The following is a 24,855-nucleotide window of genomic DNA, read 5'->3' as shown; positions in this document are numbered from 1 at the left end:
CTTATTCCGGGGAAGGGCTCAGGCCGTTTCGGCCAATCCCTGGCGAACGCGGTTATAGAGCGTATAGAGCAGCAGGGCGAGGATCAGGGCCAGCAGCAGGTTGATCCACAAGGTGGGTAGCAGGCCGCTGGCGACGCCGGCACCGAGCACGCCAAAGCAGAAGGCGCGGTCGCTCTTGCCCATTGGCCCGTCGTAGCGGCGTGACGCGCCAACCATGGGGCCAAGCACGCCGGCGTATTCGCTGATCACCGCCAGCAGCACGACGATCACCACTAACAGCGGTGAGACGCCCGGCAGCAACGCGAAGGGCAGATACAGGGCGCTGTCGGCGATGACGTCGCAGAGTTCGTTGAGGTAGGCGCCAAGCTTCGATTGCTGGCCGAACTCACGGGCGAGCATGCCGTCGACGGCATTCAGAGCCATGCGCAGCAGCATCCACACGGGGATCAGGGCGAACAGCCAGGTGATATGGCTGAAGCCTGCGAGCAGGGCACCGAGCAGTACGGAGACCAGGGCCGCGGCCAGGGTCACCTGATTGGCGGTGACGCCGCGCGCATAAAGACGCTCGACGCCAGGGCGCAGCAGGTTCTGGAAGGCCGGTTTGAGCTGGTAGATCGATGGCATGGCAGCGAAGTCCTTTTCTTGTCCCATCTTCGGTCATTGCCGCGGGCGAGACTGTGAACCCATCGAGGTAGACGCAGATTCAGCGCTGGCGCAGCAATGGCTTGTGCGCCAGCCCTACCTCTGAGGCACAACTTATACCCTGGACGGTGATTTTCCTAGCGCGGCGAATTGGCCAGCAAAATCAGTCAGATACAAGCGCTAGTGGCCCTTTGGTTATATTTGACGCACAGCTTATCCACAGATCAGGCGGTTTCCGCGAGGCGGCTCAGCTGCGGTTCTTCACCGCGTAGCTCGGTCTGCTGCTGGCACACCCACTGAAAGGCACGTTCGTTGAGTTCGGCGATGGCACGCGGGCCTTCGCCTTCGGCGTACATCGGTGCGCCGATGATCACCTGAACCGTTCCCGAGCGCTTCGACCAGCCGGCCTTGGGCCAGAATTCGCCGGCGTTGTGGGCGATGGGCAGCACCGGCAAGCCGGCGTTGACCGCGAGCGCCGCGCCGCCGCGGGAGAACTTGCCGATCTGGCCTGGCGGAATTCGCGTGCCCTCGGGGAAAACCAGCACCCAGGCGCCCTGCTTGAGGCGCTCATCGCCCTGCTTGGCCAGTTGCTTGAGCGCTGCCTTGGGGTTGCTGCGGTCGATGGCGATGGGCTTGAGCAGGGCCATGCCCCAGCCGAAGAACGGCACGCGCAGCAGCTCGCGCTTGACCACCTGCGACAGTGGCTCGAAGAAACCGCAGAGGAAGAAGGTTTCCCAGGTGCTCTGGTGATTGGCGAGGATCACGCAGGGGCGCTCAGGGATGTTCTCCATACCGCGCACTTCATAGCGGATGCCGACGATTACCTTGGCCAGCCACACCCCGCAATTGCACCAGGCCTGGACGACGAAGCGGTAGCGCTGGCGGAACGGCAGCAAGGGCGCGACCACCAGGCTGATCAGGCACCAGAAGAACGAGCTGGACGACAGCAGCAGGTAGAAAAGCGTGATTCTGAGGGCCTGCAGGATCGCCATGTACTTCGCACCTTATGAGAGCAGTTGATCGGCGACGGCCGCCAGATCATCGAATACCAGGGTTCCTGGCGGCAGAGGCTTGGCCAGGGTGCGTTCGCCCTTGCCGGTTTTCACCAGCACGGGCTGACAATCGACGGCCAGCGCCGCCTGCAGGTCACCACTGGTATCGCCAACGAACCAGGTTCCTGGAAGATCCGTGGCGTAGTGCGCAGCGATCTGTTTGAGCATGCCCGGTTTCGGTTTGCGGCAGTCGCAGCCGTCGTCCGGACCATGCGGGCAGTGCACGATCAGGCCGACTTCACCGCCCTGCTCGGCCACCAGCTCGCGCAGACGCGCATGCATCGACTCCAGGGTCGCCAGGTCGTAATAACCCCGGGCGATGCCGGACTGATTGGTGGCCACGGCCACCGTCCAGCCGGCTTTCGACAGGCGCGCGATGGCTGCGATCGACGAAGCAATCGGCAGCCATTCGTCGAGCGTCTTGATATAGGCGTCGGAGTCTTGGTTGATGACGCCGTCGCGGTCGAGGATCAGTAGTTTCATGCAGCCATTTCACATTCTGCCGAAGGAGCGAGCCGTGCCCGCTCCTTCAGGGGGACGTCAGCCCAGTACCGAGATGTCCGCCACGCCGAGGAACAGCCCACGCAGGCGGGCCAGCAGGGCGTAACGGTTGGCGCGCACGCGCGCGTCTTCGGCGTTGACTAGCACCGCCTCGAAGAAGGCGTCGACCGGCTCACGCAGACTGGCCAGCTTGGCCAGTGCCTCGTTGTACTGACGCGCAGCGGCCAGCGGTTGTACGGCCTGGTCGGCCTGCTGGATGGCGGCGTGCAGGGCGAACTCGCTGGGATTGTCGAAGTAGTGCGCCTCGACCTGAGCGGCGACGCCACCTTCGGCCTTGCTCAGCAGGTTCGACACACGCTTGTTGGCGGCAGCCAGGGCTTCAGCCTGCGGCAGCGTGCGGAAGGCCTGCACGGCCTGCACGCGCTGGTCGAAGTCCAGTGGCGAGGTCGGGTTGACTGCGCGCACCGACTGGTACACGGCCACTTCGACGCCTTCGTCCTCGTAGCGCGCACGCAGACGATCGAAGATGAACTCCAGCACCTGGGCGGCCAGGCCGTCGGTCTTGACCTTGCCGGCGTACTGGGCGACGGCGAAGTCGACCGCAGCGGCCAGATCCAGATCCAGGCCCTTCTCGATCAGGATGCGCAGCACGCCGAGGGCGGCGCGACGCAGGGCGTAGGGGTCCTTCGAGCCGGTCGGCAGCATGCCGATACCGAAGATGCCAACCAGGGTGTCGAGCTTGTCGGCCACGGCCACGGCAGCGCCGGTCAGGGTGCTCGGCAGTTCGGCACCGGCACCGCGCGGCATGTACTGCTCGTTCAGGGCCAGGGCGACATCTTCCGGCTCACCGTCGTTGAGCGCGTAGTAGTAACCGGCGATGCCCTGCATCTCGGGGAATTCGCCGACCATCTCGGTGGCCAGGTCGCACTTGCACAGCAGACCGGCACGGGCCGCGCGCTGGGCATCGCCGCCGACTTCGCGGGCGATGAAACCGGCCAGCGCCGAGACGCGCTGGGCCTTGTCGAATACCGAGCCGAGCTGGGCCTGGAACACCACGTTGGCCAGGCGCTGGTTGAAGCCTTCGAGTTTCTGCTTCTTGTCCTGCTTGAAGAAGAACTCGGCATCGGTCAGGCGCGGACGCACGACTTTCTCGTTACCCGAGACGATCTGCGCCGGGTCCTTGGACTCGACGTTGGCCACGGTGATGAAGCGCGGCAGCAGCTTGCCGCTCGCATCGAGCAGGCAGAAGTACTTCTGGTTGTCCTGCATGGTGGTGATCAGCGCTTCCTGCGGTACTTCGAGGAAGCGCTCCTCGAACGAGCAGACCAGCGGCACCGGCCATTCCACCAGCGCGGTCACTTCGTCCAGCAGCGCCGGCGGCACGATGGCCGTGCCCTGCTCGGCGGCGGCCAGTTCGTCGACGCGGCGGCTGATGATCTCGCGGCGCTCGGCGAAGTCGGCCAGCACATAGGCGCTGCGCAGGTCTTCGGCGTAGCTCGTCGGGCTGCTGATGCGCACGTCGCGGTTGGCGTGGAAGCGATGGCCACGGGAGACGCGACCGGCCTTCTGGGTGAGGATCTCGCAATCGACCACGGCATCGCCGAACAGCATCACCAGCCACTGGGTCGGGCGCACGAACTCGTCGCGACGGGCGGCCCAGCGCATGCGTTTGGGGATCGGCAGGTCGTTCAGCGAGTCGGCGACGATGGTCGGCAGCAGGTTCACCGCCGGTTGGCCGGGGATGTGCTGGGCGAAGCGCAGTTTCGGCCCGCTGCGGTCGATATCGGCGATGTCCACGCCGCACTTGCGGGCGAAGCCGAGGGCGGCCTGGGTCGGGTTACCGTCGGCGTCGAAGGCCGCCTGGATGGGCGGGCCGTCGAGGTTCATGCTGCGGTCGGCCTGCTGCGCTTCGAGCTGCTCGACCAGCACCGCCAGACGGCGCGGCGCGGCATAGGCGCGGGCGCTGGCATAGTTCAGGCCGGCGGCCTTGAGGCCTTTCTCGACCCCCGCGAGGAAGGCGTCGCCGAGGGTTTTCAGCGCTTTCGGTGGCAGCTCTTCGGTGCCCAGCTCGACCAGGAAATCTTGTGCACTCATGCTTGCGCCTCCGCGTTGTTGCCTTGCCCTTCGTCTTGCAGCAGACCCGACTCCTTGAGCTTGCTCAGCACTTCATCACGCAGCTCGGGCGTGGCCATCGGGAAGCCGAGGCGGGCACGCGCCTTGAGGTAGCTCTGCGCCACATCGCGGGCCAGCGTGCGCACACGCAGGATGTACTGCTGGCGGGCGGTCACCGAGATGGCGCGGCGCGCATCGAGCAGGTTGAAGGTGTGCGAGGCCTTGAGCACCATTTCGTAGGTCGGCAGCGGCAGGTCGAGGGCGATCAGGCGGTTGGCCTCGCTCTCGTAGAAGTCGAACAGCTCGAACAGCTTCTCGACGTTGGCGTGCTCGAAGTTGTAGGTGGACTGCTCCACCTCGTTCTGGTGGAACACGTCGCCGTAGGTCACGGTGCCGAACGGGCCGTCGGTCCAGATCAGGTCGTAGACCGAGTCGACGCCCTGCAGGTACATGGCCAGGCGTTCCAGACCGTAGGTGATCTCGCCGGTGACCGGGTAGCACTCGATGCCACCGGCCTGCTGGAAGTAGGTGAACTGGGTGACTTCCATGCCGTTGAGCCAGATTTCCCAGCCCAGGCCCCAGGCGCCGAGGGTCGGCGATTCCCAGTTGTCTTCGACGAAGCGGATGTCATGGACTTCCGGGTCGAGGCCGATGGCCTTCAGCGAGCCCAGGTAAAGCTCCTGGAAGTTCTCCGGGTTGGGCTTGAGGACCACCTGGAACTGGTAATAGTGCTGCAGGCGGTTGGGGTTCTCGCCGTAGCGGCCATCGGTCGGGCGACGCGAAGGCTGCACGTAGGCGGCATTCCAGGTCTCCGGGCCAACGGCGCGCAGGAAGGTGGCGGTGTGGAAGGTGCCGGCGCCCACTTCCATGTCGTAGGGTTGCAGCACTACGCAGCCCTGCTCGGCCCAGTAGTTCTGCAGGGCCAGGATCAGGTCCTGGAAGGTGCGCACGGCAGGCTTGTTCTGGCTCACGAAAAAATCACCTGTGGAGGCTTGCGAGGGAAAGCCGGGGAGTATATCGAAACTCGGCGCAGGCCGCAGGGTACGGCATATCGGCATCACCCAGGATGTAGCTGAGCTGTATTTATATCCAGTTATTTTGCCGCTATAGTCATCGCTTCGACCCTGACCGAGGCCCACAGCCATGCCCCGCTGCTTCTGGTGTACCGACGATCCGCTCTACCAGGCTTATCACGACGAGGAGTGGGGAGTGCCGCAGCGCGATGCCGGTCATCTGTTCGAGATGCTGCTGCTCGAAGGCGCGCAGGCCGGGCTGTCGTGGATCACCGTGCTGAAGAAGCGCGAACGTTATCGCCAGGTGCTGCACGGGTTCGATCCCGAGCGTCTGGCGCGCCTGCGCGATGAAGAGATCGAGGTGCTGATGCAGGACCCCGGGATCATCCGCAATCGCCTCAAGCTCAAGGCCGTACGCCAGAACGCCCAGGCCTGGCTGAAGCTGGAGGATCCGGTGACCTGGCTCTGGTCGTTCGTTGGCGGCGTGCCGAAGATCAACCACTTCAGTGATCGCAGCCTGATGCCGGCGGTAACGCCCGAGGCCGAGGCGATGAGCAAGGCGCTGAAGAAGGCCGGCTTCACCTTCGTCGGCCCGACCATCTGCTATGCCTTCATGCAGGCCACGGGTATGGTGATGGACCACACCACCGACTGCGACCGCTATGCGCAACTGAGGGCGCCATGACCACCATCACCACACTGGATCAATTGCTGGCACTGTACGGCGAAAGCCACGAACGCTCGCGGCGCAAGGAGCTGCCCCGACTGATCGCACCCTACCGTGCGCTGATCGAGGCGTCGCCCTTCGTGGTCCTGGCCAGCGTTGGTCCCGATGGTCTGGATTGCTCGCCGCGTGGCGATGCGCCTGGTTTCGTGCACATCCTCGACGATCAGACCCTGCTGCTGCCAGATCGCCCCGGCAACAACCGCATCGACAGCCTGCGCAACATCGTGCAGAACCCGCAGGTGGCGTTGTTGTTCCTGATTCCGGGTGTCGGCGAGAGCCTGCGGGTCAACGGCCGTGCCGAGATATCCCTGGATCCCGAGCTGCTGGAGCTGGGTCGTGCCCAGGGCAAGTTGCCGCGCAGCGCGCTGCGTATTCATATCGACAGCTGCTACTTCCAGTGCTCCAAGGCGGCGCTGCGTTCGGGCTTGTGGGAGGCCGCCCGCCAGGTCGAGCGCGCCAGCCTGCCCAGTGCCGGCGATATCTTCCGCTGCATCTATGAGGAGTTCGACGTCGAGGCCTATGAACGTGACCTGCAGCAAAGGCTTCGGACCGGCCTGTACTGACTGCATTGCCCCCCATCGCTACAATTGACGTTTTTCTGAGCGGTTGGAGTCTGTCGTGGAAAAACTCAAGGGCGCCCTGGTGGTCGGCTTTTTGCGCCTGTTCGCGCTGCTGCCCTGGCGTGCCGTGCAGGCCGCAGGCAACGCCATCGGCTGGCTGATGTGGAAGCTGCCGAACAGCTCGCGCGACGTGGCGCGCATCAACCTGGCCAAGTGCTTCCCCGAGCTCAGCGAGGCCGAGCGCGAGCGCCTGCTTGGGCAAAGCCTCAAGGACATCGGCAAGACGCTGACCGAAAGCGCCTGTGCCTGGATCTGGCCGGCGCACAAATCGCTCGAACTGGTGCGCGAAGTGGAAGGCCTGGAGGTACTGCAACAGGCGCTGGCCTCGGGCAAGGGAGTGGTCGGCATCACCAGCCATCTGGGCAACTGGGAGGTGCTCAATCACTTCTATGGTCGTCAGTGCAAACCGATCGTTTTCTATCGCCCGCCGAAGCTCAAGGCAGTCGACGAGCTGCTACAGCAGCAGCGCGTGCAGATGGGCAACCGTGTAGCGCCGTCGACCAAGGAAGGCATCCTGCGCATCATCAAGGAAGTGCGCTCGGGCGGTTCCGTGGGTATTCCGGCCGACCCGGAACCGAGCCGTTCGGCGGGGGTGTTCGTGCCCTTCCTCGGCACCACTGCGCTGACCAGCAAGTTCGTGCCGGGCATGCTGGCGGGTGGCAAGGCAGTCGGGGTGTTCCTGCATGCTGTGCGCCTGGACGACGGCAGCGGCTACAAGGTGATTCTCGAGGCCGCGCCGCAGGGCATGTACAGCGAGGACGTGGAAGAGGGCGTGGCGGCAATGAGTGAGGTGATCGCGCGTTATGTGCGTACCTACCCGAGCCAGTACATGTGGAGCATGAAGCGCTTCAAGAAACGCCCCGATGGCGAGGCGAAGTGGTACTGACGTACTGCTTGCGAGCGCGATGCTGAACGAAGGCGCCTTGATGGCGCCTTTTTTCCGTCGACTATTGGGAATTGATTCGGTTTTGCGCTATTAAAGGCTGCATTGTCAGCCCAGCCCGGAGCCTCCATGTCGAACCAGCGTCAGCAGGTGCGTACCCCGATGAAGTGCCGGATCAAGATCAGCCACCCCAGTTTCGGTGAGTTGCTGGCACAGACCCGTGACCTGTCCGACAGTGGCGTCTACGTGAAGCACCCGGATATGGCGGGCCTGTCGGTCGGCACCGAGGTGACCGGCCAGGTGCAGGATCTGCCCTTCCCCGCGCCGGTATTGAAGATGGAAGTGGTGCGTGTGGATGCCGAAGGGGCGGGCCTGCGTTTTCTCGGCGAGGCCTGAGCGGCTGCATGCCGCTCGAATGTTTCAGATCAATGGAACATTCTGTTACATCTACACTCTGATCAAAACCTCACTCCGAGGGTGCGTCCATCAGAGGCGTTTTCGACATGAGTCGAGCGGTACCCGATCTTCCCATCCAGGGCGCTGACGCGCCTGATCTTCTACCCCCTTCACAACCCGGCTGGCTGCAACGCAACCGTCACCTGATCGGCCTCGGTCTGTCGCTGCTGCTGTTCGGCGTGGCGCTGCTCGCCTGCTGGCATCTGGTGCGCGAGATCAACCCGGATCAGGTGCGTGATTCGCTGGCCGCCGTGCCGCCGCAGGCGCTGCTCGGCGCTTTGCTGGCAACCGTGCTGGGCTTTGTGGTGATGCTCGCCTACGAGTGGTCGGCCAGCCGTTATGCCAACGTCCATCTGCCGCCACCGATCCTGGCGTTGGGCGGTTTCTGCGCCTTCGCCATCGGCAATGCCATCGGCCTGTCGGCGCTGTCCGGCGGTTCGGTACGTTATCGCCTGTATGGGCGCAGCGGCCTGGGTGCGGGCGATGTGGCGCGCATGAGCCTGTTCGCCAGCCTGTCGCTTGGCGTCAGTCTGCCGATTCTCGCGGCGCTGGCGGCGCTGTTCGACCTGGAGGACGCCGCCGCTGCGCTACGCCTGCCTCAGCCGTTGTTGGCGGTGCTAGCCGTCGCCGTGCTGGTCGGGGCGTTGACCCTGGTGCTGCTGGTGAGCCGCAAACGTCTGGCCGAGCGCCCTGCTCCCGGCTGCTGGCAGGTGGATTTCGGGCGTTTCAGCCTGCGTCTACCGGGCGCGCGGATGAGCCTGACGCAGTTGCTGATCAGCAGTCTCGACGTATTGATCGCCGCCAGCGTGCTGTACCTGCTGCTGCCCGACGCGCCGCCTTTTTCCTCGTTCGTGCTGATCTACATGCTGGCGCTGGCGGCCGGGGTGCTCAGCCATGTGCCGGGCGGCGTCGGGGTGTTCGAGGCGGTGCTGCTGGCGGCCTTTTCCTCGCGCATCGACCCGGCCGGGCTGGTTGCGGCCATGCTGCTCTATCGCCTGCTCTACGTGGTGCTGCCACTGGTAAGCGCCGGGCTGCTGTTGCTCGCTGCCGAGGCGCGCCGTCTGTGGTTCCCGCGCCAGGTGGCACGTGTTGCCAGTGGCATGGCGGTGCCTGTGCTGGCGTTGCTGGTGTTCTGTGCCGGCACACTGCTGTTGTTTTCCGGGGTGACGCCGACCATGGACGAGCATTTGGAAGCGCTGGGCTTTCTCATGCCGCCGCAATTGATCGCCGCCTCGCACCTGGCCGCCAGCCTGGTGGGCACGCTCTGCCTGCTGCTGGCGCAAGGCTTGCGTCGGCGCCTGTCGGCGGCCTGGGCCCTGACTCTGGTGCTGCTCTGTCTGGGCGTGGTGCTGTCGCTGCTCAAGGGTTTCGACTGGCCGGAGGCGCTCGCCCTGGCGGTCATTGCCGGCTTGCTGGCGCTGTTTCGCCGAGAGTTCTACCGCCGCAGCCGACTGATGGAGGTGCCTGCGTCCGGCCTGGGTCTGGCGGCCACGGTTGGCGTGATCGCCGCCTCGGTCTGGCTGCTGCTGTTCGCTTATCAGGATGTCGCCTACAGCCATCAGCTGTGGTGGCAGTTCGAACTCGATGCCAATGCACCGCGCGGCCTGCGTGCGGCGCTGGGCAGTGCGCTGGTGTTGCTGGCGGTCGGTCTGACCTGGCTGCTGCGCGCCACGCCGCCGAGCATCAGCCTGCCGGACGAAACCGCGCTGCTACGTGCTCGCGCCATCGTTCAGGCCTCACGGCAGCCGGAGGGTAGCCTGGCCCTGAGTGGCGACAAGGCGCTGCTGTTCCACCCCGATGGCGATGCGTTTCTGATGTACGCCCGTCGTGGGCGCAGCCTGGTGGCGCTGTTCGATCCGATCGGGCCGAGCGCCGCGCGTGCCGAGTTGATCTGGCAGTTCCGCGACCTGTGCGACCGCCACCATGCGCGGCCGGTGTTCTACCAGGTGCGTGCGGAGAACCTGCCGGGCTACGTCGATATCGGCCTGACCGCACTGAAACTGGGCGAAGAGGCGCTGGTGGACCTGAAGACCTTCGACCTGGCCAGCAACGGCAAGGAAATGAAGGCCCTGCGCTACACCTGGAACCGTGGCCAGCGCGATGGCCTGAGCCTGGAATTTCACGCTCCTGGCCAGGTGCCTCTGGACGAACTGCAGAGCATTTCCAGCGCCTGGCTGCAGGGCAAGAACGTGCGCGAGAAGGGCTTTTCCCTGGGCCGTTTCAGCCCCGAGTACCTGGCGCATTTCCGCGTCGTGGTGGTGCGTTTCGAGGGCCGCGCCGTGGCCTTCGCCAACCTGCTCGAATGCGAGACGCGCGCGGTGGCCAGCCTCGATCTGATGCGCGTGCTGCCGGATGCGCCGAAGTCGACCATGGAGTTCCTCATGCTCGGCCTGATCCAGCAGTTCCAGAGCGAGGGCTATGCGCGTTTCAGCCTCGGCATGGTGCCGCTGGCCGGCCTGCAGACGCGCAAGGGCGCGCCGCTGCCGCTGCGCCTGGGCGCACTGGTGTTCGATCGCGGTGAGAGTTTCTACAACTTCCAGGGGCTGCGCCGCTTCAAGGACAAGTTCCTGCCGCAGTGGGAGCCGCGTTACCTGGCCGTGCCGGCCGGGCTCGACCCCTGGATGGCATTGGCCGATACCGCGACGTTGATCGCGGGCGGCCTGGGTGGACTGGTGAGGCGTTGAGATGAGCAAGACGATTAGGACGCTGGGCGGATTGCTGCTGGTGGTGGCCCTGGCGGCTGGCGCTGCGGGTTGGTGGTGGTCGACGCGCGGGGAGACCCGCATCGAGACGCTGCAGATACAAGGCGCGTCGGCGCAACTGCTCAGTCAGGGCGAGGCGCGCCAGCGCGTGTTGGTGATCGCGCCGGCTGGCCAGGCGCTGGACGAAACCAGGTTACGGCGGCTTGCCGAGGCAGGCGATCTGCGTTTGCTGCAATTGCCCTTCGTCGCGGGCGACTGCAAGGCGCAACAGCAGTTGCTCAGCCAGGCCAGCGAACGCCTGGGCGGCGCGCCGACCCTGGTGGCGGGTGTCGGCCCGGCGGCGGCGATGGCCTGGCGCTGGCTGGCGGCGCAGCACGATGATCAGGCTCAGGCACTTTCGGTCGGCTTCGATCTGGCCAAGCCCGATTGCGCCGACCCCTTGCCGGATAAGGCCGAGCATGGCCACTGGATCGCCTTGTGGAACGACAATCCGGGTGATGACAACGCGCGCTTCCTGCGTGAGCAGAGCAACGGCGAGTCGCGCATCGGCACGCTGGGTACGCCGCTGCCCACGCTGCTGGCCGATCAGCTGCAGCAGCTGCTCGCCGGCCAGGGCGCGGCGATGCCGGTGATCGAACATCCCTCGGTGCAACCGGCCGATACCCTGACCCTGTTCTATTCCGGGGACGGCGGCTGGCGCGACCTGGACCGCGCCTCCGCCGAGTACATGGCCGCTGCCGGTTACCCGGTGGTGGGTATCGATACCCTGCGTTACTACTGGCAGCACAAGAGTCCGGAGCAGAGCGCCGCCGACCTGTCGCGGTTGATGCAGCAGTACCGCGACAAGTGGCATGTGAAGCGCTTCGTGCTGGCCGGCTACTCCTTCGGCGCCGACGTGCTGCCGGCGATCTACAACCGCCTGCCGGCCAGTGATCAGCAGCAGGTCGACGCCATGTTGCTGCTGGCCTTCGCCCGCAGTGGCAGTTTCGAGATCGCCGTCAGCGGCTGGCTCGGCAAGGACGGTGCGGAAGCGGCCACCGGCCCCGAACTGCGCAAGGTGCCGGCGGCCAAGGTGTATTGCATCTACGGCAGCGAAGAAGCGGCCGACAGTGGCTGCACCGAAGCCGGTGCCCCGGGCGAGCGCCTGATGATCAAGGGCGGCCACCACTTCGACGGCGACTACGCAGCCCTGGCGCAGAAGATGCTGGCGGCGATCAAGGCGCGGCAGCAGCGTTAGTCTCGCTGACGCATGCCAATGGATTGCCGTGATTCTGTAGGAGCGGATTCATCCGCGAAAAATCGCGGCTAAAGCCGCTCCTACGAAACGTCAGAGAAAATTGCTGCGGCGGGCGCTTTTGTGGGAGAGGCTGTCGGCTCCGGCATCCTGCTTCGCTCTACCTCCTGCATCCATGTGGTCGTAGTGGCGGCTGTCCCGTCGCCGCTGCAGCGCCTGCCACATGCGCCGGGCGTCTCAGTGGGCTTCGTTCACTGCACTGAGAAAGGCCTGCGTTCGCTCCTGCTGCGGGTTGCCGAATAGTTGATCCGGCGTGCCCTGCTCGTGGATGCAGCCCTGGTGGAAGAAGCACACGCGATCGGCGAATTCGCGGGCGAAGCCCATCTGGTGGGTGACCATCAGCATGGTCAGGTTGTGCTCGCTGCCCAGGCGGCGAATCACGTTGAGCACTTCGCCGCACAGCTCCGGGTCGAGCGCCGAGGTCACCTCGTCGAACAGCATCACCTTCGGCCGCATCGCCAGTGCGCGGGCGATGGCCACGCGCTGCTGCTGGCCACCGGAGAGCTGCGAGGGGTAGTGACGCAGTTTTTCGCCGAGGCCGACCATCGCCAGCAGCTCCTCGCCACGCTCGCTGGCTTCCTTCCTGCTCATGCCGAGCACCTGCATCGGCGCCTCGATCACGTTCTGCAGCGCGCACATGTGCGGGAACAGGTTGAAACTCTGGAACACCATGCCGATCTTGCCGCGCACCTTGCGCTGGTGGCTGGCGCTGGCCGGCACCAGGCGCCCATCGCGCCCGGGCATGTGGGTGAGCGGCTCGTCATCGACGGCGATCACCCCTTCATCGATGCTCTCCAGGGTCATCAGCGCACGCAGCAGGGTCGACTTGCCCGAGCCGCTGGGGCCGATGATCGCCACCTTCTCGCCGGGGGCGACGTCGAGGTTGAGTTTGTTGAGCACGGTAAGGTTGCCGTAACGCTTGGTCACGTCACTAAAGCGGACGATGGGCTGGGTCATGGAGGAACTCCCTGCGGCGTCTGTAGAGTTTAGAAAGGCAGTCATCGGGCAGTGACCTCCAGGCGATCTTCCATGCGCCGCACGCACCAGGCCAGGGCCAGGCTCAGCAGCAGGAAGAAAATACCGACCATGGTGATGGGCTCGAGGTAGCGGAAGCTCTCCGAGCCGATGTTCTTGGCTTGCTGCATGATCTCCACCACGGTGATCGCCGACAGCACCGGGGTGTCCTTGAGCATGGCCACCAGGTAATTGCCCAGCGCCGGCAGGATCGGCCGCAGCGCCTGCGGCAGGATGATCTGCCGGTACGCCGACAGTGGCGACATGTTCAGCGCCGTCACCGCCTCCCACTGGCCGCGCGGCACTGCATCGAGGCCGGCGCGGTACACCTCGGCGGTGTAGCAGGCGTAGTGCAGGGCGATGCCGAGAATGCCCGCCTGCAGCGCAGTGAGGTTGAGGCCGTAGTTGGGGAATACGTAGAACAGGAAATACACCTGGATCAGCAGCGGGGTGCTGCGGATGAACTCGATCAGCCCGGCCACCGGCCAGGACAGCCACAGGAGCCTGCTGCGCCGGGCGATGGCCAGCAGCAGGCCAACGACGATGGCGATGGCGAAGCCGGCGAAGGTGATCAGTAGGGTATTGAGCGAGGCCTTGAGAAGATCCGGGAGGATGCTCAGGGCGAAGTTCCAGTCGAAGAAGTTCATTGCAGGCCTCCGCGCATCCGGCCACGGCTCAGGCGCCTTTCCAGCAGGCGCATGCCGAGGTTGATCACCTGGGCCATGAGGAAATACAGCAGCAGGGCCAGGGCGAAGATCTCCAGGGTCATGAAGGTCGCCTGGTCCAGCTGACGGGCGCGGAAGGCCAGGTCAGACAGGGTGATCAGCGACACCAGCGATGTGTTCTTCAGCAGCTCGATCAGCAGGTTGGTACCCGGTGGAATCGCCGCCAGCAGCGCCTGCGGTAGGATGATGCGCAGGAAGCGTTTGGACGGGCGCATGTTCAGCGCGGTACAGGCCTCGTACTGACCCTTGGCCACCGAGCGGATGGCGCCGCGCATCACCTCCGCGCCATAGGCGCCGATGTGCAGGCCGAGGCCGACGACGGCCACGGTGAAGGCGCTCATCTCGACGTTGAACGGCGGCATCGGCAGCACGAAATACAGCCAGAACAGCTGCACCAGCAGCGAAGTGCCGCGGAATATCTCGATGTAGGTGATCGCCAGCCAGCGCAGCGGGCCAATCGGCGACAGCCGGCCGAGGGCGGCGATGACTGCGCTGACGATGGCCAGCAGCGAGCCCCAGAAGGTGACTTGCACGGTGACCCAGGCGCCTTGCAGCAGCAGGGGAAGAAGATCGGTCATGAATGTCTACCGCTCTATGCACGGAAAGGCGCCACGCACCAGGGGTGCGCGGCGTGATCCGTTCATTACTGGCCGCAGAGTTCGGCGGCGGTCTTGTCGGTGATGTTGGACTGGTCGAAGCCGAAGGGCTTGACCGTGGCCAGGTGCTCTTCGCTACCGATCCATTTCTTCAGCTCGGCATTGACCGCGTCGCGCAGGTCCTTGTCTTCCGGGCGGAAGGCCAGCGCACCGTAGCCGGTGTGGGATGGGTCGTCCTTGAATTCGGCGATGGCTTCGACGCCGTCGCCGCCCTTGTCGGCCAGGCCCTTCATGGTCAGCTGGGTGCCGACTGCGGCATCGGCACGGCCGGCGCGCACAGCCTGTAGCTGCGCGGTGGTGTCCGGTACCTGGAGTATCTGCTCATCGGTGATGCCGGCGCTGCGGGCATAACCCAGGTTCACCGTGCCGGACATGATCGCCACCTTGGCCCCGCTCTTGGCGATGTCGTCGTAGCTGTGCAGGTCTTTCGGGTTGCCGGTTTTCACCAGCAGGGTATCGGGCAGCTGGTAGTGCGGGTCGGTGAACAGTACCTGCTTGCAACGCTCTGGGGTGATGTACATGCCGGCGGCGATCAGGTCGAAGCGGCTGGCACGCAGCCCGGGGATCAGTGAACCCCACTCGGTGAGCACCGGGTTGATCTTCTCGACGCCCATGCGCTCGAAGATCTTCCTGACGATTTCCGGCGATTCGCCAGTGACGCTGCCGTCGAGGGCGGTGTAGGCGAAGGGGGTTTCGTTGGCGTAGCCGATGCGCACGCTGCTGCTGTCCTTGACCTTGTCCAGGGTCGAGGCCTGGGCGCCGGCAGCGAGGCCGGTGAGCAGGGCGCAGGCCAGCGCGAGGCGGCCGAAGCGGGAGGGAATAACGCTACTCATCTTGGTGTTCTCCTGTTTTTTTGTAGTCCGCCAACGGCGGCGTGCTGTGTTAGGAGGCAGGTAAATCAAGAGCGTTGGTGCGCAGCAGGTCTGCGCCGGGTGGTGTTGTTCTGAGTTGCCGAGGCACTGTTTCCACCCTTGGCCCGAGCATACAAAGGCTTTTTTCGCTACGGCATTGCACTAGGACAATTGAATCGCAATGCCTCACGCGGGATGCTGGCGTGCAGTCGCCACAGGGAACCATCGATGCATAACTGGAAGAAGGCCCTGGCCAACGCTCGCCCGGGCGAATCGAAATACAAGCTGCTGGTCCAGGCGGTCGCCGCCGACATCGAACAGGGTACCCTGATCGATGGCCAACGGTTGCCTCCGCAGCGTCAGGTCTCTGACGCCCTGGGCATCAGCGTGCAGACCGTGACCAACGCCTACAAGGAGCTGGAGCGCCAGGGCCGCGTGCGTTGCGAAGTGGGCCGTGGCAGCTTCGTCTCGCGGCGTACCAGCGAGCGTGTGGCCACCAGCATGCTCGATCGCAGCGAGCAGGCGCTGATGGACTTTTCCAACGCGCGCATCCTGCACACCGACGCCCACGACCGCCTATGGCGACAGACCTGCCTGGAGCTGGCGCAGGAGCCGGATCAGCCGTGGATTCACGCCTTCCGCCCGATTGCCGGCATGCAGCATCAGCGCGAGTCCGCAGTGCGCTGGTTGGCGCGCCTGGGCATGGACGTGGGTATCGAGGACGTGCTGCTGACCAGCGGCGCGGCCCACGGCATCTTCCTCGCCCTGGCGACGCTGGCCGGCCCGGATGACGTGGTGCTCTGCGAAGGTCTGACCGACCACGGCGCCATTGGCAGCTCGCAGGTGCTCGGTTTCACCCTCAAGGGCCTGGAGATGGATCGCTACGGGCTGAACCCCGAGCACTTCGAGGACATGTGCGGCAATGAACGGATCACCGCGCTGGTCTGCACGCCCAATCTGAACAACCCCACCAGCGCGCTGATGCCCGACGAGCGCCGCCGCGAGATTGCCGAGATCGCCCGCCGCTATGGCGTGTACATCATCGAGGACGACGTCTACGGCCCGCTGCTGGCCGGTCAGCAGAGCACACGGCCGCTCAGTCATTACGCGCCGGAACTGTCGTTCTACTGCACCAGCATGACCAAGTCGGTGCTCACCGGCCTGCGCATCGGCTACCTGGTGATGCCCAAGCGCCTGGCGCTGCGCACCGAGAGCATCCTGCGGGTCAACAGCTGGATGGCGCCGTCGCTGCTGGGTGAAATCGCCACGCGCTGGATCGACTCCGGCGAGGCCGAGGAGCTGGTACAGCTGCAGCGCCAGTTGCTGGCCAACCGGCAGGCTTTGGTGGAGCAGGAGCTGGGCGAGCACCTGATCGGCAACCATCCCTATTCGCTCAACAGCTGGCTGCGCGTGCCCGAAGGCTGGGAAACCGACGGTCTGCTGCGCGAGCTGCGTCGGCGTAACGTGGCACTGACCCTGCCCGATCCTTTCGTCCCGCCCGGCATGCCCAGGCCGCGTGCGGTGCGGCTGTGCGTCGGCGCCGAATGCAGCGAGGCGAAGATGTGCCAGGGCGTGCAGATCGTCCGCGACGTGTTTGGGCAGTACCCGAAGGTGCATGATTTCTAAGTGGCTGTAGGGTGGACGTCGCTTTCCACGTCCACCGCAACGGTGGATCGATGGTTCGGTTGATCGATAAAGCGTGATCCACCCCACGGACTCGACGGCGAGCGGATTAAGCCCCCTCTCCCGCTTGCGGGAGAGGGCTCTTGTAGCCGGATGAAATCCGGGAGTGGTTTGCACCGGTGCTTGCGCGTTGCATCGGTGCGCACAGCGCACCCTACGCAAACGCACCGATGTCCACCTCTTGAAGCCCACCAGTAAAAAATCGTCCTAGTACATTCGGTCACTCAATTTCCCGCTCATACACTCGGTCGCACACCTTCACGGAATGTGCGCCATGTCTTCCATCCACTTCGATGATCTGCTTCAGGCCCGCCAGCGTATCGCCGGTCTGGTGCGTCAGACACCGCTGGAGCATTCGCCGAGTCTGAGCCGTCTGGCTGGCGTGCCGGTGTGGCTGAAGCTGGAGTCGCAGCAGGCCACCGGCAGTTTCAAGCTACGTGGTGCGAGCAATGCGGTGGCGCAGCTGGATGCCGAGCACAAGCGCTGCGGCGTGGTCACCGCGTCCACCGGTAATCACGGCCGCGCCCTGGCCTTCGCCGCCGCGCAGCTGGGCGTGAAGGCCATCGTCTGCCTCTCCGAACTGGTGCCGCAGAACAAGGTGCGTGCGATTCGTGAACTGGGCGCCGAGGTGGTGATCAGCGGCCGCAGTCAGGACGACGCTCAGCTCGAAGCGCTGCGTATCGCCCGCGAGCAGGGCGCCGCATTCATCCCGCCGTTCGACCACCCGCACGTGATCGCCGGCCAGGGCAGCCTGGGCCTGGAAATTCTCGAGCAGTGCCCGGACGTTTGCGAAGTACTGGTGCCGCTGTCCGGCGGCGGTCTGTTCGCCGGCGTGGCGCTGGCGATCAAGGCGGCCAGCCCGGCCATTCGCACCCACGGCATCAGCATGCAGCTGGGCGCCGCCATGCACGCCAGTTTACAGGCCGGCGAGCCGGTCGAGGTGGAGGAACTGCCGACCCTGGCCGATTCACTCGGCGGCGGCATCGGCCTGGACAACCGCTACACCTACGCCATCACCCGCGAGCTGTGTGACCAGGTTCATCTGCTCGACGAGGCGTCCATCGCCCGTGGCATCCGCCACGCCTACCGCGAGGAGCGGCTGGTAATCGAGGGCGCCGCCGCTGTCGGTATCGCCGCTCTGCTCGATGGCCTGATCGAGCCGCGCGGCCCGGTGGTGGTGGTGATCAGCGGCCGCAATATCGATATCGACCAGCACCTGCGCGTGCTCAATGGCGCTGACGCCTGAGGAACTCCCATGGCCAAGACCCTGATTCTCAACCAGGCCGACCTGCGCGATTGCGTCGGCCTCGACACTGACAGCCTTGCCGTGGTGGAAAACGCCTTCCGCCTGCTCGCCACCGCTGCCGTGGCGATGCCGCCGATCCTGCGTCTGGACGTGCCCGAGCATAACGGCGAGGTGGACGTGAAGACTGCCTACCTGCCTGGCGTGGCGCACTTCGCGATCAAGGTCAGCCCGGGTTTCTTCGACAATCCCAAGCTTGGCCTGCCCAGCCTCAACGGCCTGATGATGCTGTTCTCGGCGCAGACCGGCCTGGCCGACGCGCTGCTGCTGGACAACGGCTACCTCACCGCCGTGCGCACCGCCGCCGCGGGTGCCATCGCTGCCAAGTGGCTGGCCCGCGAAGACGCCAGGGTGGTCGCCGTCCTCGGTGCCGGCGAGCAGGCGCGCCTGCAGTTGCAGGCCCTGCGCCTGGTGCGCGATGTAAGCGAGGTGCGTATCTGGGCGCGCGACCCGGCCAAGGCCCAGACCATGGCCGCCGAACTCGACGATGCGCGCGCGGTGGATAGCGTCGACGCGGCGCTGGACGGCGCCGCTATCGTCATCACCACCACACCGAGCCGCGAGCCGCTGCTCCAGCTGCAGCACCTGCGCCCTGGCCTGCACATCACTGCCATGGGTTCGGATGCCGAGCACAAGAACGAGATCGCCCCGGCGGTGCTGGCGCGGGTCGACGCCTATGTCGCCGACCGCCTGAGTCAGACCCGCGTGCTGGGTGAGCTGCATCACGCCATTGCCGCCGGCCTGGTGGCTGCCGACGCCGACTTCGCCGAACTCGGCCAGATCATTGCCGGCCAGCGTCCGGGGCGTACCGCGCCCGAGCAGATCACCCTGTGCGACCTGACCGGCACTGGCGCCCAGGACACCGCCATCGCCAGCCTTGCCTATCAGCGTGCGCGGCAGGCCGGTAAAGGCCTCAACTTCGATTCATGAACCTGTGGGAGGGGCCGGGCGGCGCTTCGCTTCAGCCGTGACTGGCTTCATCGCGGCCACGGCCCCTTCCACAGCCGAAAAAACCACGGGGATTCATCCATGTCCGAAATCGTCGTCAACCTCCCCTTTAGCCGGGAGGAATATGCCCAGCGCCTGGCCAAGACGCGTAGCGCCATGCAGGCCAAGGGCATCGAACTGCTGATCGTTAGCGATCCGTCCAACATGGCCTGGCTCACCGGCTATGACGGCTGGTCGTTCTACGTGCACCAGTGCGTGCTGCTGGCGCTCGATGGCGAGCCGGTCTGGTATGGCCGTGGCCAGGACGCCAACGGCGCCAAGCGCACGGTGTTCATGCAGCAGAGCAACATCGTCGGCTACCCCGATCATTACGTGCAGTCCACCGAGCGCCACCCGATGGACTACCTGTCCAAGGAGGTCATTGTCGCGCGTGGTTGGGACACGCTCACCATCGGTGTCGAGCTGGACAACTACTACTTCAGCGCCGCCGCCTATGGCTCGCTGCAGCGCAACCTGCCCAACGCACGCTTCGTCGATGCCACCGCGCTGGTCAACTGGCAGCGGGCGATCAAGTCGCCGACCGAGATCGGCTACATGCGCATCGCGGCGAAGATCGTCGAGAAGATGCACGCGGCGATCTTCGACAAGATCGAGCCGGGCCTGCGCAAGAACGAGCTGGTCGCCGAGATCTACCGTACTGGCATCCTCGGTGCCGACGGCCACGGTGGCGACTACCCGGCCATCGTGCCGCTGTTGCCCACCGGCGCCGATGCCAGTGCGCCGCACCTGACCTGGGACGACTCGCCGATGCAGAGCGGCGCCGGTACCTTCTTCGAGATCGCCGGCTGCTACAAGCGCTACCACTGCCCGCTGTCGCGCACCATCTACCTGGGCAAGCCGCCGCAGCATTTCCTCGACGGCGAGAAGGCCGTGGTCGAAGGCATCGCCGCCGGCCTGGAAGCGGCCAAGCCGGGCAATACCACCGGCGATATCGCCCGCGCCTTCTTCAAGGTGCTGGAGAAGTTCGGCATCCACAAGGACAGCCGCTGCGGCTATCCCATCGGGGTCAGTTATCCGCCGGACTGGGGCGAGCGCACCATGAGCCTGCGCCCCAGTGACGAGAGCGTGCTGCAACCGGGGATGACCTTCCACTTCATGCCCGGCTTGTGGCTGGACGACTGGGGGCTGGAAATCACCGAGTCGATCCTGATCACCGACGGCGGCGTGGAAACCTTCTGCGACGTGCCGCGCAAGCTGTTCGTGAAGGATTGATCCTCGGCTGCCGCTCCACCTGTAGGAGCGGCTGGGCGGCGATCCGCTTTAGCCGCGAAGTTTTCCAGTCGCGGCTAAAGCCCCTCCCACAATGAGTTTCATATTGAAGGCCCGAGCATGACCCAACTGCGCGACAACCCCATCAGCCCCACGGTCGATTTCGAGCGTGACGGTGTGCAACACGGATTCCTCAAGCTGCCCTATTCCCGCGACGATTCGGCCTGGGGTGCGGTGATGATTCCGCTGACCGTGGTGAAGAATGGCAACGGCCCCACCGCGCTGCTCACCGGGGGCAATCATGGCGACGAGTACGAAGGCCCGCTGGCCCTGAGCAAGCTGGCCCAGCGCCTGCGCGCCGAGGACGTCACTGGCCGGGTGATCATCGTGCCGTTCATGAACACCCCGGCGGTGCAGGCCGGCAGCCGTACCTCACCGATCGACCAGGGCAACCTCAATCGCAGCTTCCCCGGCAAACCGGACGGCACGGTGACGCAGAAGATCGCCGACTACTTCCAGCGCACCCTGCTGCCACTGGCCGATGTGGTGCTGGACATTCACTCCGGTGGCAAGACCCTGGATTTTCTGCCCTTCGCCGCCTGCCACATGCTGCCGGACAAGAGCCAGGACGCCGCCTGCGCCGCCGGCATGCGTGCCTTCGCGGCGCCCTACTGCATGCGCATGCTGGAGCTGGACGCGGTGGGTATGTACGACACCGCCGCCGAGGAGCAGGGCAAGGTATTCGTCACCACCGAACTGGGTGGCGGCGGCAGCAGCACGGCGAAGAGCCTGGCCATCGCCGAGCGCGGCGTGCGCAACCTGCTGATCCATTTCGGCCTGCTGCAGGGCGAGATCGAAGCCGGCGAGTCGGTGATGCTCGACATGCCCGACGGCGACTGCTTCGTCGCCAGCGAGGACGACGGCCTGCTGGAGATGTGCCGCGACCTTGGCGATACGGTGGAAAAAGGCGAGGTGATCGCCCGTGTGCACAGCGCGCGCCGCACCGGCGAGCCGGCCAGAGAGTACCGCGCCAAACGCAGCGGCTTGCTCGCTGCACGACATTTTCCGGGGCTGGTGAAAGGGGGTGATACCCTCGCGGTCATCGCCGAGGTGGTGGACTAGAAACAGTCGCGGCTAAAGCCCCTCCCATAGTCTGAGTGTCTCGTGGGAGGGGCTTTAGCCGCGATCTGGCCTCTACATCTTTAAACCCTTAGCCAATCGAGAAATCCATGCACAAGCTCGACCGCTATGACCTGAAGATCCTGCGCATCCTTTCCGAGGACGGGCGGATCACCAAGTCGGCCCTGGCCGAGGCGATCAACCTGTCGGTGACGCCGGCCTGGGAGCGTGTGCGCAAGCTGGAGGCGGCCGGGCTGATCAAGGGCTACCGCGCGCAGATCGACTGGGCTGCACTGTTCAGGAGCCAGCAGGTGCTGGTGGAAATCACCCTGGCCCGCCACACCGCGCAGGACATGCGCCGCTTTGAACAGCGCATGAGCGAGGCCCCCGAGGTGGGTTTCTGCTACGCCACCGGCGGCGGCGTCGATTACATCGCGATGATCCGCGCCCGCGATGTCGATCACTACCAGCGCTTCATCGATCAACTGCTGCTGGAAGATCTGGGCATCGAGCGCTACTTCACCTACATCGTCACCAAGACCATCAAGGCGAGCGCCTCGGGCGCGCCCGCCGAGCTTGACGACTAGAGCTTGGCCTTCACCGCCGCCAGCCCATCACCGCCATCACGGGTTCTCACGCCCTCCAGCCAGCCATCGAGCACCTGCGGGTTGGCCTTGATCCAGTTCTTGATTGCCGTGGCGTTGGCGACCTTGCGGTTGAGCACGTCGTCCATGATGGTGTTCTCCATCGCCTGGGTGAATTTCAGGTTGCTCAGCAGCTTGCCCACGTTCGGGCATTCAGCCACGTAGCCCTTGCGCGTCAGGGTGTTGACCGAGCCGGTGCTGCCGAAGAATTTCTCGCCGCCCTTGAGGTACTGCATGTCGAACTGCACGTTCATCGGGTGCGGCGTCCAGCCGAGGAACACCACGAACTCGTCGCGCTTCACCGCGCGGCCGACTTGCACCAGCATCGCTTGTTCGCTGGACTCCACCAGCTTCCAGTCGCCGAGGTTGAATTCGTTGCCCTCGATCATCTGGCGGATGTAGTCGTTGGCCGGCGAGCCGGAGCCGATGCCGTAGATCTTCTTGCCGAACTTGTCGGCGTATTTATTGAGGTCGTTGAAATCCTTCACCCCGGCTTCGTACGCGTAGGTCGGTACGGCGAGGGTGTATTCGGTGCCGCCCAGGTTCTCCACCACCTTGTCGATCTGCCCGCTGGCCACGTAGCGGTCATAGTCGTGCTGACCGGCCGGCATCCAGTTGCCGAGAAACACGTCCACCTGCCCTTTCTGCAGCCCGGCGAAGATGATCGGCACAGCCAGGGTGCGGGTCTGCGGTTTGTAGCCGAGGCCGTCGAGCAGCAGGCTGGCGATACCGTTGGTCACGGCGATATCGCTCCAGCCGGGGTCGGCCAGGGTCACCGTGGTGCAGCTGGCGCTGTCGGTCTGCGCCTGGGCGCCGACGCTGACGGCCAACAGCGAGGCCGCGAGCAGAGTGGTTTTCAGGTTCATGCGCGAGTCCTTTGCGGTTTAGGCAGTTCCTGACCTTAGCGGCCGAGGCAGGCAGGCTCAAGCCTGGGGGGCGTAAATGGGCGCGACTGGTCGGCAACATGCGGGCTTTATCGGCAAACCGTTCGTCGACTACTTCCGGTTGAAAATGAACCAAAGGCTTTTTCAGGCGGTCCGTCACCGGGACGGGAAGGAGGCTCGTTTCCGATGCAATGCCTTGATTCGGAAGGGCTTCCGCACAAAGGCCAATCACCAGGGTCACTGGGTTTGAATAAATTTTTCATGTCATTTTGCCTGGGAGGCGCTCTTTTACTGGGAATTTGTACCCAAGCCTCCGCCACCTTTCGTATCCATACCATTCCTGCCACCGCGCCAACGGCCGCGCCCAAACCGGCCAGTGAAGTGATCGACCGCGCCCTCGGCGCGCTGGGCACCCCGTACCGCTGGGGCGGCACCAGTCTGCGTCACGGCTTCGATTGCAGCGGTCTGGTGCAATACGCCTTCAAGACCCAGAACGACCTCGAACTGCCGCGCACCTCGCGCGCGCTGTCGCGCCTGGATGCGCCCTCGGTGAAACGCAGTGACCTGCAGCCGGGTGACCTGCTGTTCTTCCGCATTCGCAGCCGCTCGGTGGATCACGTCGCCATCTACATCGGCGAGGGACGCTTCGTCCACGCGCCGCGTCGCGGCAGCAACGTGCGCATCGACTTCCTCAACAACTCGTACTGGCAGCGCCATTTTCAACTGGCCAAGCGGGTGGTGCCGCAGGCCTGAGCCTGCGAGCACGGCCTCGACGGTAATTCGGTTCGGGCAGGTGTCATTCCTGCGAAGGTGCAACCTTTCATCCGGGCGGCCTGGCCTCAGGTGGGAAAACCTATCCTGCGGGTCAACAACGCGCTAGAATGCGCGCCGCTTGCGGCCATGTCGGCTGCGGCAGTGGGTTCCCTCACCCCACTCTACGAAAAAGGACATCGACATGACCCTGATTCCTGCGTCGGTCAGTCGGCCCGTGCTGGCCGGCCTGATCGCCTTCCATATCCTCATCATCATCGCCAGCAACTACCTGGTGCAGCTGCCGATCACCCTGTTCGGCTGGCATACCACCTGGGGTGCGTTCAGCTTCCCGTTCATCTTCCTGGCCACCGATCTGACCGTGCGCCTGATCGGTAAGCATGCCGCACGCGTGGTGATCGCGCGGGTGATGCTGCCGGCGCTGGTGGCTTCCTACGTGGTCTCCGTGCTGTTCCATGAAGGCGCGTTCGGCGGCCTGGCGGCGCTAGGCGAATTCAATCTGTTCGTCTTCCGCATCGCCCTGGCCAGCTTCCTCGCCTACGCCTTTGGCCAATTGCTCGATATCCAGGTGTTCGACCGCCTGCGCAGGATGCGCCAGTGGTGGGTTGCGCCGACGGCCTCGACCATTTTCGGCAACCTGCTCGATACCTTCCTGTTCTTCTCGGTGGCCTTCTGGCACAGCGACGATCCGTTCATGGCCGCCAACTGGGTGGAGATCGCCACGGTGGATTACGTGATCAAGCTGGCCATCAGCCTGATCCTTTTCGTGCCGCTGTACGGCATGCTGCTCAGTGCCATCGTACGGGCTTTGCCGCCGCGTACTGCCACGGCGTGAAGCACCCTCGCCGCTGAAGCGCCTCCCACAGCGGCCTGTGGCAAGTGTGTGGGAGGGGCTTTCGGCTCGGGCATCCTGCTTCGCTCTACCTCCTGCATCCATGCAGTCGTAGCCGCGACTGCCTGAGTGCCGCCGCCTAGGCGCGACAGGC

General features: G+C 65.0%; 24 protein-coding genes. 14 read left to right on the top strand and 10 right to left on the bottom strand.

The features are described from left to right. Positions 1-18: 18 nt before the first annotated feature. The 5 genes from ACN8M7_RS06165 to glyQ all read right to left on the bottom strand — a co-directional run bounded on the left by ACN8M7_RS06165 (position 19) and on the right by glyQ (position 5,278). Entirely contained in the window at positions 19-624 is a 606-nt protein-coding gene (locus tag ACN8M7_RS06165; protein WP_490260297.1) for a CDP-alcohol phosphatidyltransferase family protein, read from the bottom strand. A gap of 242 nt (positions 625-866) precedes the next feature. Next, positions 867-1,634 (bottom strand): lysophospholipid acyltransferase family protein, encoded by a 768-nt coding sequence (locus ACN8M7_RS06160; RefSeq protein WP_061238852.1) that lies wholly within the window; start codon positions 1,632-1,634, stop codon positions 867-869. A gap of 12 nt (positions 1,635-1,646) precedes the next feature. Continuing rightward, the gene (gmhB, locus tag ACN8M7_RS06155; protein ID WP_061238853.1) at positions 1,647-2,177 is read right to left on the bottom strand and encodes a D-glycero-beta-D-manno-heptose 1,7-bisphosphate 7-phosphatase; all 531 of its coding nucleotides are present in this window, start codon (positions 2,175-2,177) and stop codon (positions 1,647-1,649) included. Between the two features lie 57 nt (positions 2,178-2,234). Then, positions 2,235-4,289 (bottom strand): glycine--tRNA ligase subunit beta, encoded by a 2,055-nt coding sequence (glyS, locus tag ACN8M7_RS06150; RefSeq protein WP_490260125.1) that lies wholly within the window; start codon positions 4,287-4,289, stop codon positions 2,235-2,237. Next, a complete protein-coding gene (gene glyQ, locus ACN8M7_RS06145) occupies positions 4,286-5,278 on the bottom strand; it encodes a glycine--tRNA ligase subunit alpha (protein ID WP_061238855.1) in 993 nt (330 codons plus the stop codon). Before glyQ ends, glyS begins: the two co-directional genes overlap by 4 nt. Positions 5,279-5,450: 172 nt before the next feature. Between glyQ and ACN8M7_RS06140 the strand changes: the two genes are divergently transcribed. From ACN8M7_RS06140 to ACN8M7_RS06115, 6 genes are all read left to right on the top strand, one after another. Then, complete coding sequence (locus ACN8M7_RS06140; protein WP_061238856.1) at positions 5,451-6,005, top strand: DNA-3-methyladenine glycosylase I; 555 nt, start codon at positions 5,451-5,453, stop codon at positions 6,003-6,005. Continuing rightward, the gene (locus tag ACN8M7_RS06135; protein ID WP_490260124.1) at positions 6,002-6,610 is read left to right on the top strand and encodes a pyridoxamine 5'-phosphate oxidase family protein; all 609 of its coding nucleotides are present in this window, start codon (positions 6,002-6,004) and stop codon (positions 6,608-6,610) included. The genes ACN8M7_RS06140 and ACN8M7_RS06135 overlap by 4 nt, the downstream gene beginning before the upstream one ends. Before the next feature lie 55 nt (positions 6,611-6,665). Continuing rightward, positions 6,666-7,553, top strand: a complete 888-nt coding sequence (locus ACN8M7_RS06130; protein ID WP_061238858.1) for a lysophospholipid acyltransferase — start codon at positions 6,666-6,668, stop codon at positions 7,551-7,553. Positions 7,554-7,679: 126 nt separating this feature from the next. Beyond that, positions 7,680-7,946 (top strand): PilZ domain-containing protein, encoded by a 267-nt coding sequence (locus tag ACN8M7_RS06125; protein ID WP_061238859.1) that lies wholly within the window; start codon positions 7,680-7,682, stop codon positions 7,944-7,946. Between the two features lie 107 nt (positions 7,947-8,053). Then, positions 8,054-10,690: a bifunctional lysylphosphatidylglycerol flippase/synthetase MprF gene (gene mprF / locus ACN8M7_RS06120; RefSeq protein ID WP_490260123.1), complete on the top strand. Its 2,637-nt coding sequence runs from the start codon at positions 8,054-8,056 to the stop codon at positions 10,688-10,690. Between the two features lies 1 nt (position 10,691). After that, positions 10,692-11,945, top strand: a complete 1,254-nt coding sequence (locus tag ACN8M7_RS06115; RefSeq protein WP_490260122.1) for a virulence factor family protein — start codon at positions 10,692-10,694, stop codon at positions 11,943-11,945. 234 nt (positions 11,946-12,179) lie between these two features. Here the strand turns inward: ACN8M7_RS06115 and ehuA are convergent, their stop codons facing one another. The 4 genes from ehuA to ehuB form a co-directional block, all read right to left on the bottom strand. Next, entirely contained in the window at positions 12,180-12,959 is a 780-nt protein-coding gene (ehuA, locus tag ACN8M7_RS06110) for an ectoine/hydroxyectoine ABC transporter ATP-binding protein EhuA (RefSeq protein WP_061238862.1), read from the bottom strand. Between the two features lie 41 nt (positions 12,960-13,000). Continuing rightward, entirely contained in the window at positions 13,001-13,663 is a 663-nt protein-coding gene (gene ehuD / locus ACN8M7_RS06105) for an ectoine/hydroxyectoine ABC transporter permease subunit EhuD (protein WP_061238863.1), read from the bottom strand. After that, positions 13,660-14,319 carry an ectoine/hydroxyectoine ABC transporter permease subunit EhuC gene (gene ehuC / locus ACN8M7_RS06100; RefSeq protein WP_490260121.1) on the bottom strand — a complete coding sequence of 220 codons (660 nt, stop codon included), beginning with the start codon at positions 14,317-14,319 and terminating at the stop codon, positions 13,660-13,662. Before ehuC ends, ehuD begins: the two co-directional genes overlap by 4 nt. Positions 14,320-14,384: 65 nt before the next feature. Beyond that, positions 14,385-15,230 (bottom strand): ectoine/hydroxyectoine ABC transporter substrate-binding protein EhuB, encoded by an 846-nt coding sequence (gene ehuB / locus ACN8M7_RS06095; protein ID WP_061238865.1) that lies wholly within the window; start codon positions 15,228-15,230, stop codon positions 14,385-14,387. A gap of 246 nt (positions 15,231-15,476) precedes the next feature. On the opposite strand from ehuB, the gene ehuR reads away from it, so the two are divergent. The 6 genes from ehuR (at position 15,477) to ACN8M7_RS06065 (ending at position 22,157) form a co-directional block, all read left to right on the top strand. Continuing rightward, the gene (gene ehuR, locus ACN8M7_RS06090; RefSeq protein ID WP_490260120.1) at positions 15,477-16,874 is read left to right on the top strand and encodes a MocR-like ectoine utilization transcription factor EhuR; all 1,398 of its coding nucleotides are present in this window, start codon (positions 15,477-15,479) and stop codon (positions 16,872-16,874) included. Between the two features lie 331 nt (positions 16,875-17,205). After that, positions 17,206-18,177 carry a hydroxyectoine utilization dehydratase EutB gene (gene eutB / locus ACN8M7_RS06085; RefSeq protein ID WP_061238867.1) on the top strand — a complete coding sequence of 324 codons (972 nt, stop codon included), beginning with the start codon at positions 17,206-17,208 and terminating at the stop codon, positions 18,175-18,177. Between the two features lie 9 nt (positions 18,178-18,186). After that, positions 18,187-19,164, top strand: a complete 978-nt coding sequence (gene eutC, locus ACN8M7_RS06080; protein WP_490260119.1) for an ectoine utilization protein EutC — start codon at positions 18,187-18,189, stop codon at positions 19,162-19,164. A gap of 99 nt (positions 19,165-19,263) precedes the next feature. Beyond that, the gene (gene doeA / locus ACN8M7_RS06075) at positions 19,264-20,454 is read left to right on the top strand and encodes an ectoine hydrolase DoeA (RefSeq protein WP_490260118.1); all 1,191 of its coding nucleotides are present in this window, start codon (positions 19,264-19,266) and stop codon (positions 20,452-20,454) included. Between the two features lie 117 nt (positions 20,455-20,571). Further along, entirely contained in the window at positions 20,572-21,573 is a 1,002-nt protein-coding gene (doeB, locus tag ACN8M7_RS06070) for a N(2)-acetyl-L-2,4-diaminobutanoate deacetylase DoeB (RefSeq protein ID WP_490260117.1), read from the top strand. A 107-nt stretch (positions 21,574-21,680) separates the two neighbouring features. Then, complete coding sequence (locus tag ACN8M7_RS06065) at positions 21,681-22,157, top strand: Lrp/AsnC family transcriptional regulator (RefSeq protein ID WP_490260116.1); 477 nt, start codon at positions 21,681-21,683, stop codon at positions 22,155-22,157. Here the strand turns inward: ACN8M7_RS06065 and choX are convergent. Next, positions 22,154-23,080, bottom strand: a complete 927-nt coding sequence (choX, locus tag ACN8M7_RS06060) for a choline ABC transporter substrate-binding protein (protein ID WP_490260115.1) — start codon at positions 23,078-23,080, stop codon at positions 22,154-22,156. The genes ACN8M7_RS06065 and choX overlap by 4 nt on opposite strands. A gap of 204 nt (positions 23,081-23,284) precedes the next feature. Here choX and ACN8M7_RS06055 point away from each other — a divergent pair, with 204 nt between their 5' ends. Beyond that, positions 23,285-23,851, top strand: a complete 567-nt coding sequence (locus tag ACN8M7_RS06055) for a C40 family peptidase (RefSeq protein ID WP_061238873.1) — start codon at positions 23,285-23,287, stop codon at positions 23,849-23,851. Between the two features lie 202 nt (positions 23,852-24,053). Continuing rightward, positions 24,054-24,704 (top strand): 7-cyano-7-deazaguanine/7-aminomethyl-7-deazaguanine transporter, encoded by a 651-nt coding sequence (locus tag ACN8M7_RS06050; RefSeq protein WP_061238874.1) that lies wholly within the window; start codon positions 24,054-24,056, stop codon positions 24,702-24,704. The last annotated feature ends 151 nt before the right edge of the window (positions 24,705-24,855 follow it).

This window comes from Pseudomonas spartinae, from assembly GCF_965197125.1.
Classification (GTDB): Bacteria; Pseudomonadota; Gammaproteobacteria; order Pseudomonadales; family Pseudomonadaceae; genus Aquipseudomonas; species Aquipseudomonas composti_A.
Note: the sequence above shows the minus strand (reverse complement) of the source record. Positions and strands in the feature narration are given on the sequence as shown.

Coding starts and splice junctions, on each gene's coding strand:
- ACN8M7_RS06135 (WP_490260124.1), top strand. CDS start 6,002: ATGACCACCATCACCACACTGGATCAATTGCTGGCACTGTACGGCGAA.
- doeA (WP_490260118.1), top strand. CDS start 19,264: ATGTCCGAAATCGTCGTCAACCTCCCCTTTAGCCGGGAGGAATATGCC.
- ehuC (WP_490260121.1), bottom strand. CDS start 14,319: ATGACCGATCTTCTTCCCCTGCTGCTGCAAGGCGCCTGGGTCACCGTG.
- gmhB (WP_061238853.1), bottom strand. CDS start 2,177: ATGAAACTACTGATCCTCGACCGCGACGGCGTCATCAACCAAGACTCC.
- ACN8M7_RS06160 (WP_061238852.1), bottom strand. CDS start 1,634: ATGGCGATCCTGCAGGCCCTCAGAATCACGCTTTTCTACCTGCTGCTG.
- ACN8M7_RS06165 (WP_490260297.1), bottom strand. CDS start 624: ATGCCATCGATCTACCAGCTCAAACCGGCCTTCCAGAACCTGCTGCGC.
- ehuA (WP_061238862.1), bottom strand. CDS start 12,959: ATGACCCAGCCCATCGTCCGCTTTAGTGACGTGACCAAGCGTTACGGC.
- ACN8M7_RS06055 (WP_061238873.1), top strand. CDS start 23,285: ATGCAATGCCTTGATTCGGAAGGGCTTCCGCACAAAGGCCAATCACCA.
- ehuR (WP_490260120.1), top strand. CDS start 15,477: ATGCATAACTGGAAGAAGGCCCTGGCCAACGCTCGCCCGGGCGAATCG.
- mprF (WP_490260123.1), top strand. CDS start 8,054: ATGAGTCGAGCGGTACCCGATCTTCCCATCCAGGGCGCTGACGCGCCT.
- choX (WP_490260115.1), bottom strand. CDS start 23,080: ATGAACCTGAAAACCACTCTGCTCGCGGCCTCGCTGTTGGCCGTCAGC.
- doeB (WP_490260117.1), top strand. CDS start 20,572: ATGACCCAACTGCGCGACAACCCCATCAGCCCCACGGTCGATTTCGAG.
- ACN8M7_RS06140 (WP_061238856.1), top strand. CDS start 5,451: ATGCCCCGCTGCTTCTGGTGTACCGACGATCCGCTCTACCAGGCTTAT.
- glyS (WP_490260125.1), bottom strand. CDS start 4,289: ATGAGTGCACAAGATTTCCTGGTCGAGCTGGGCACCGAAGAGCTGCCA.
- ehuB (WP_061238865.1), bottom strand. CDS start 15,230: ATGAGTAGCGTTATTCCCTCCCGCTTCGGCCGCCTCGCGCTGGCCTGC.
- ehuD (WP_061238863.1), bottom strand. CDS start 13,663: ATGAACTTCTTCGACTGGAACTTCGCCCTGAGCATCCTCCCGGATCTT.
- ACN8M7_RS06125 (WP_061238859.1), top strand. CDS start 7,680: ATGTCGAACCAGCGTCAGCAGGTGCGTACCCCGATGAAGTGCCGGATC.
- ACN8M7_RS06065 (WP_490260116.1), top strand. CDS start 21,681: ATGCACAAGCTCGACCGCTATGACCTGAAGATCCTGCGCATCCTTTCC.
- ACN8M7_RS06050 (WP_061238874.1), top strand. CDS start 24,054: ATGACCCTGATTCCTGCGTCGGTCAGTCGGCCCGTGCTGGCCGGCCTG.
- eutC (WP_490260119.1), top strand. CDS start 18,187: ATGGCCAAGACCCTGATTCTCAACCAGGCCGACCTGCGCGATTGCGTC.
- ACN8M7_RS06115 (WP_490260122.1), top strand. CDS start 10,692: ATGAGCAAGACGATTAGGACGCTGGGCGGATTGCTGCTGGTGGTGGCC.
- eutB (WP_061238867.1), top strand. CDS start 17,206: ATGTCTTCCATCCACTTCGATGATCTGCTTCAGGCCCGCCAGCGTATC.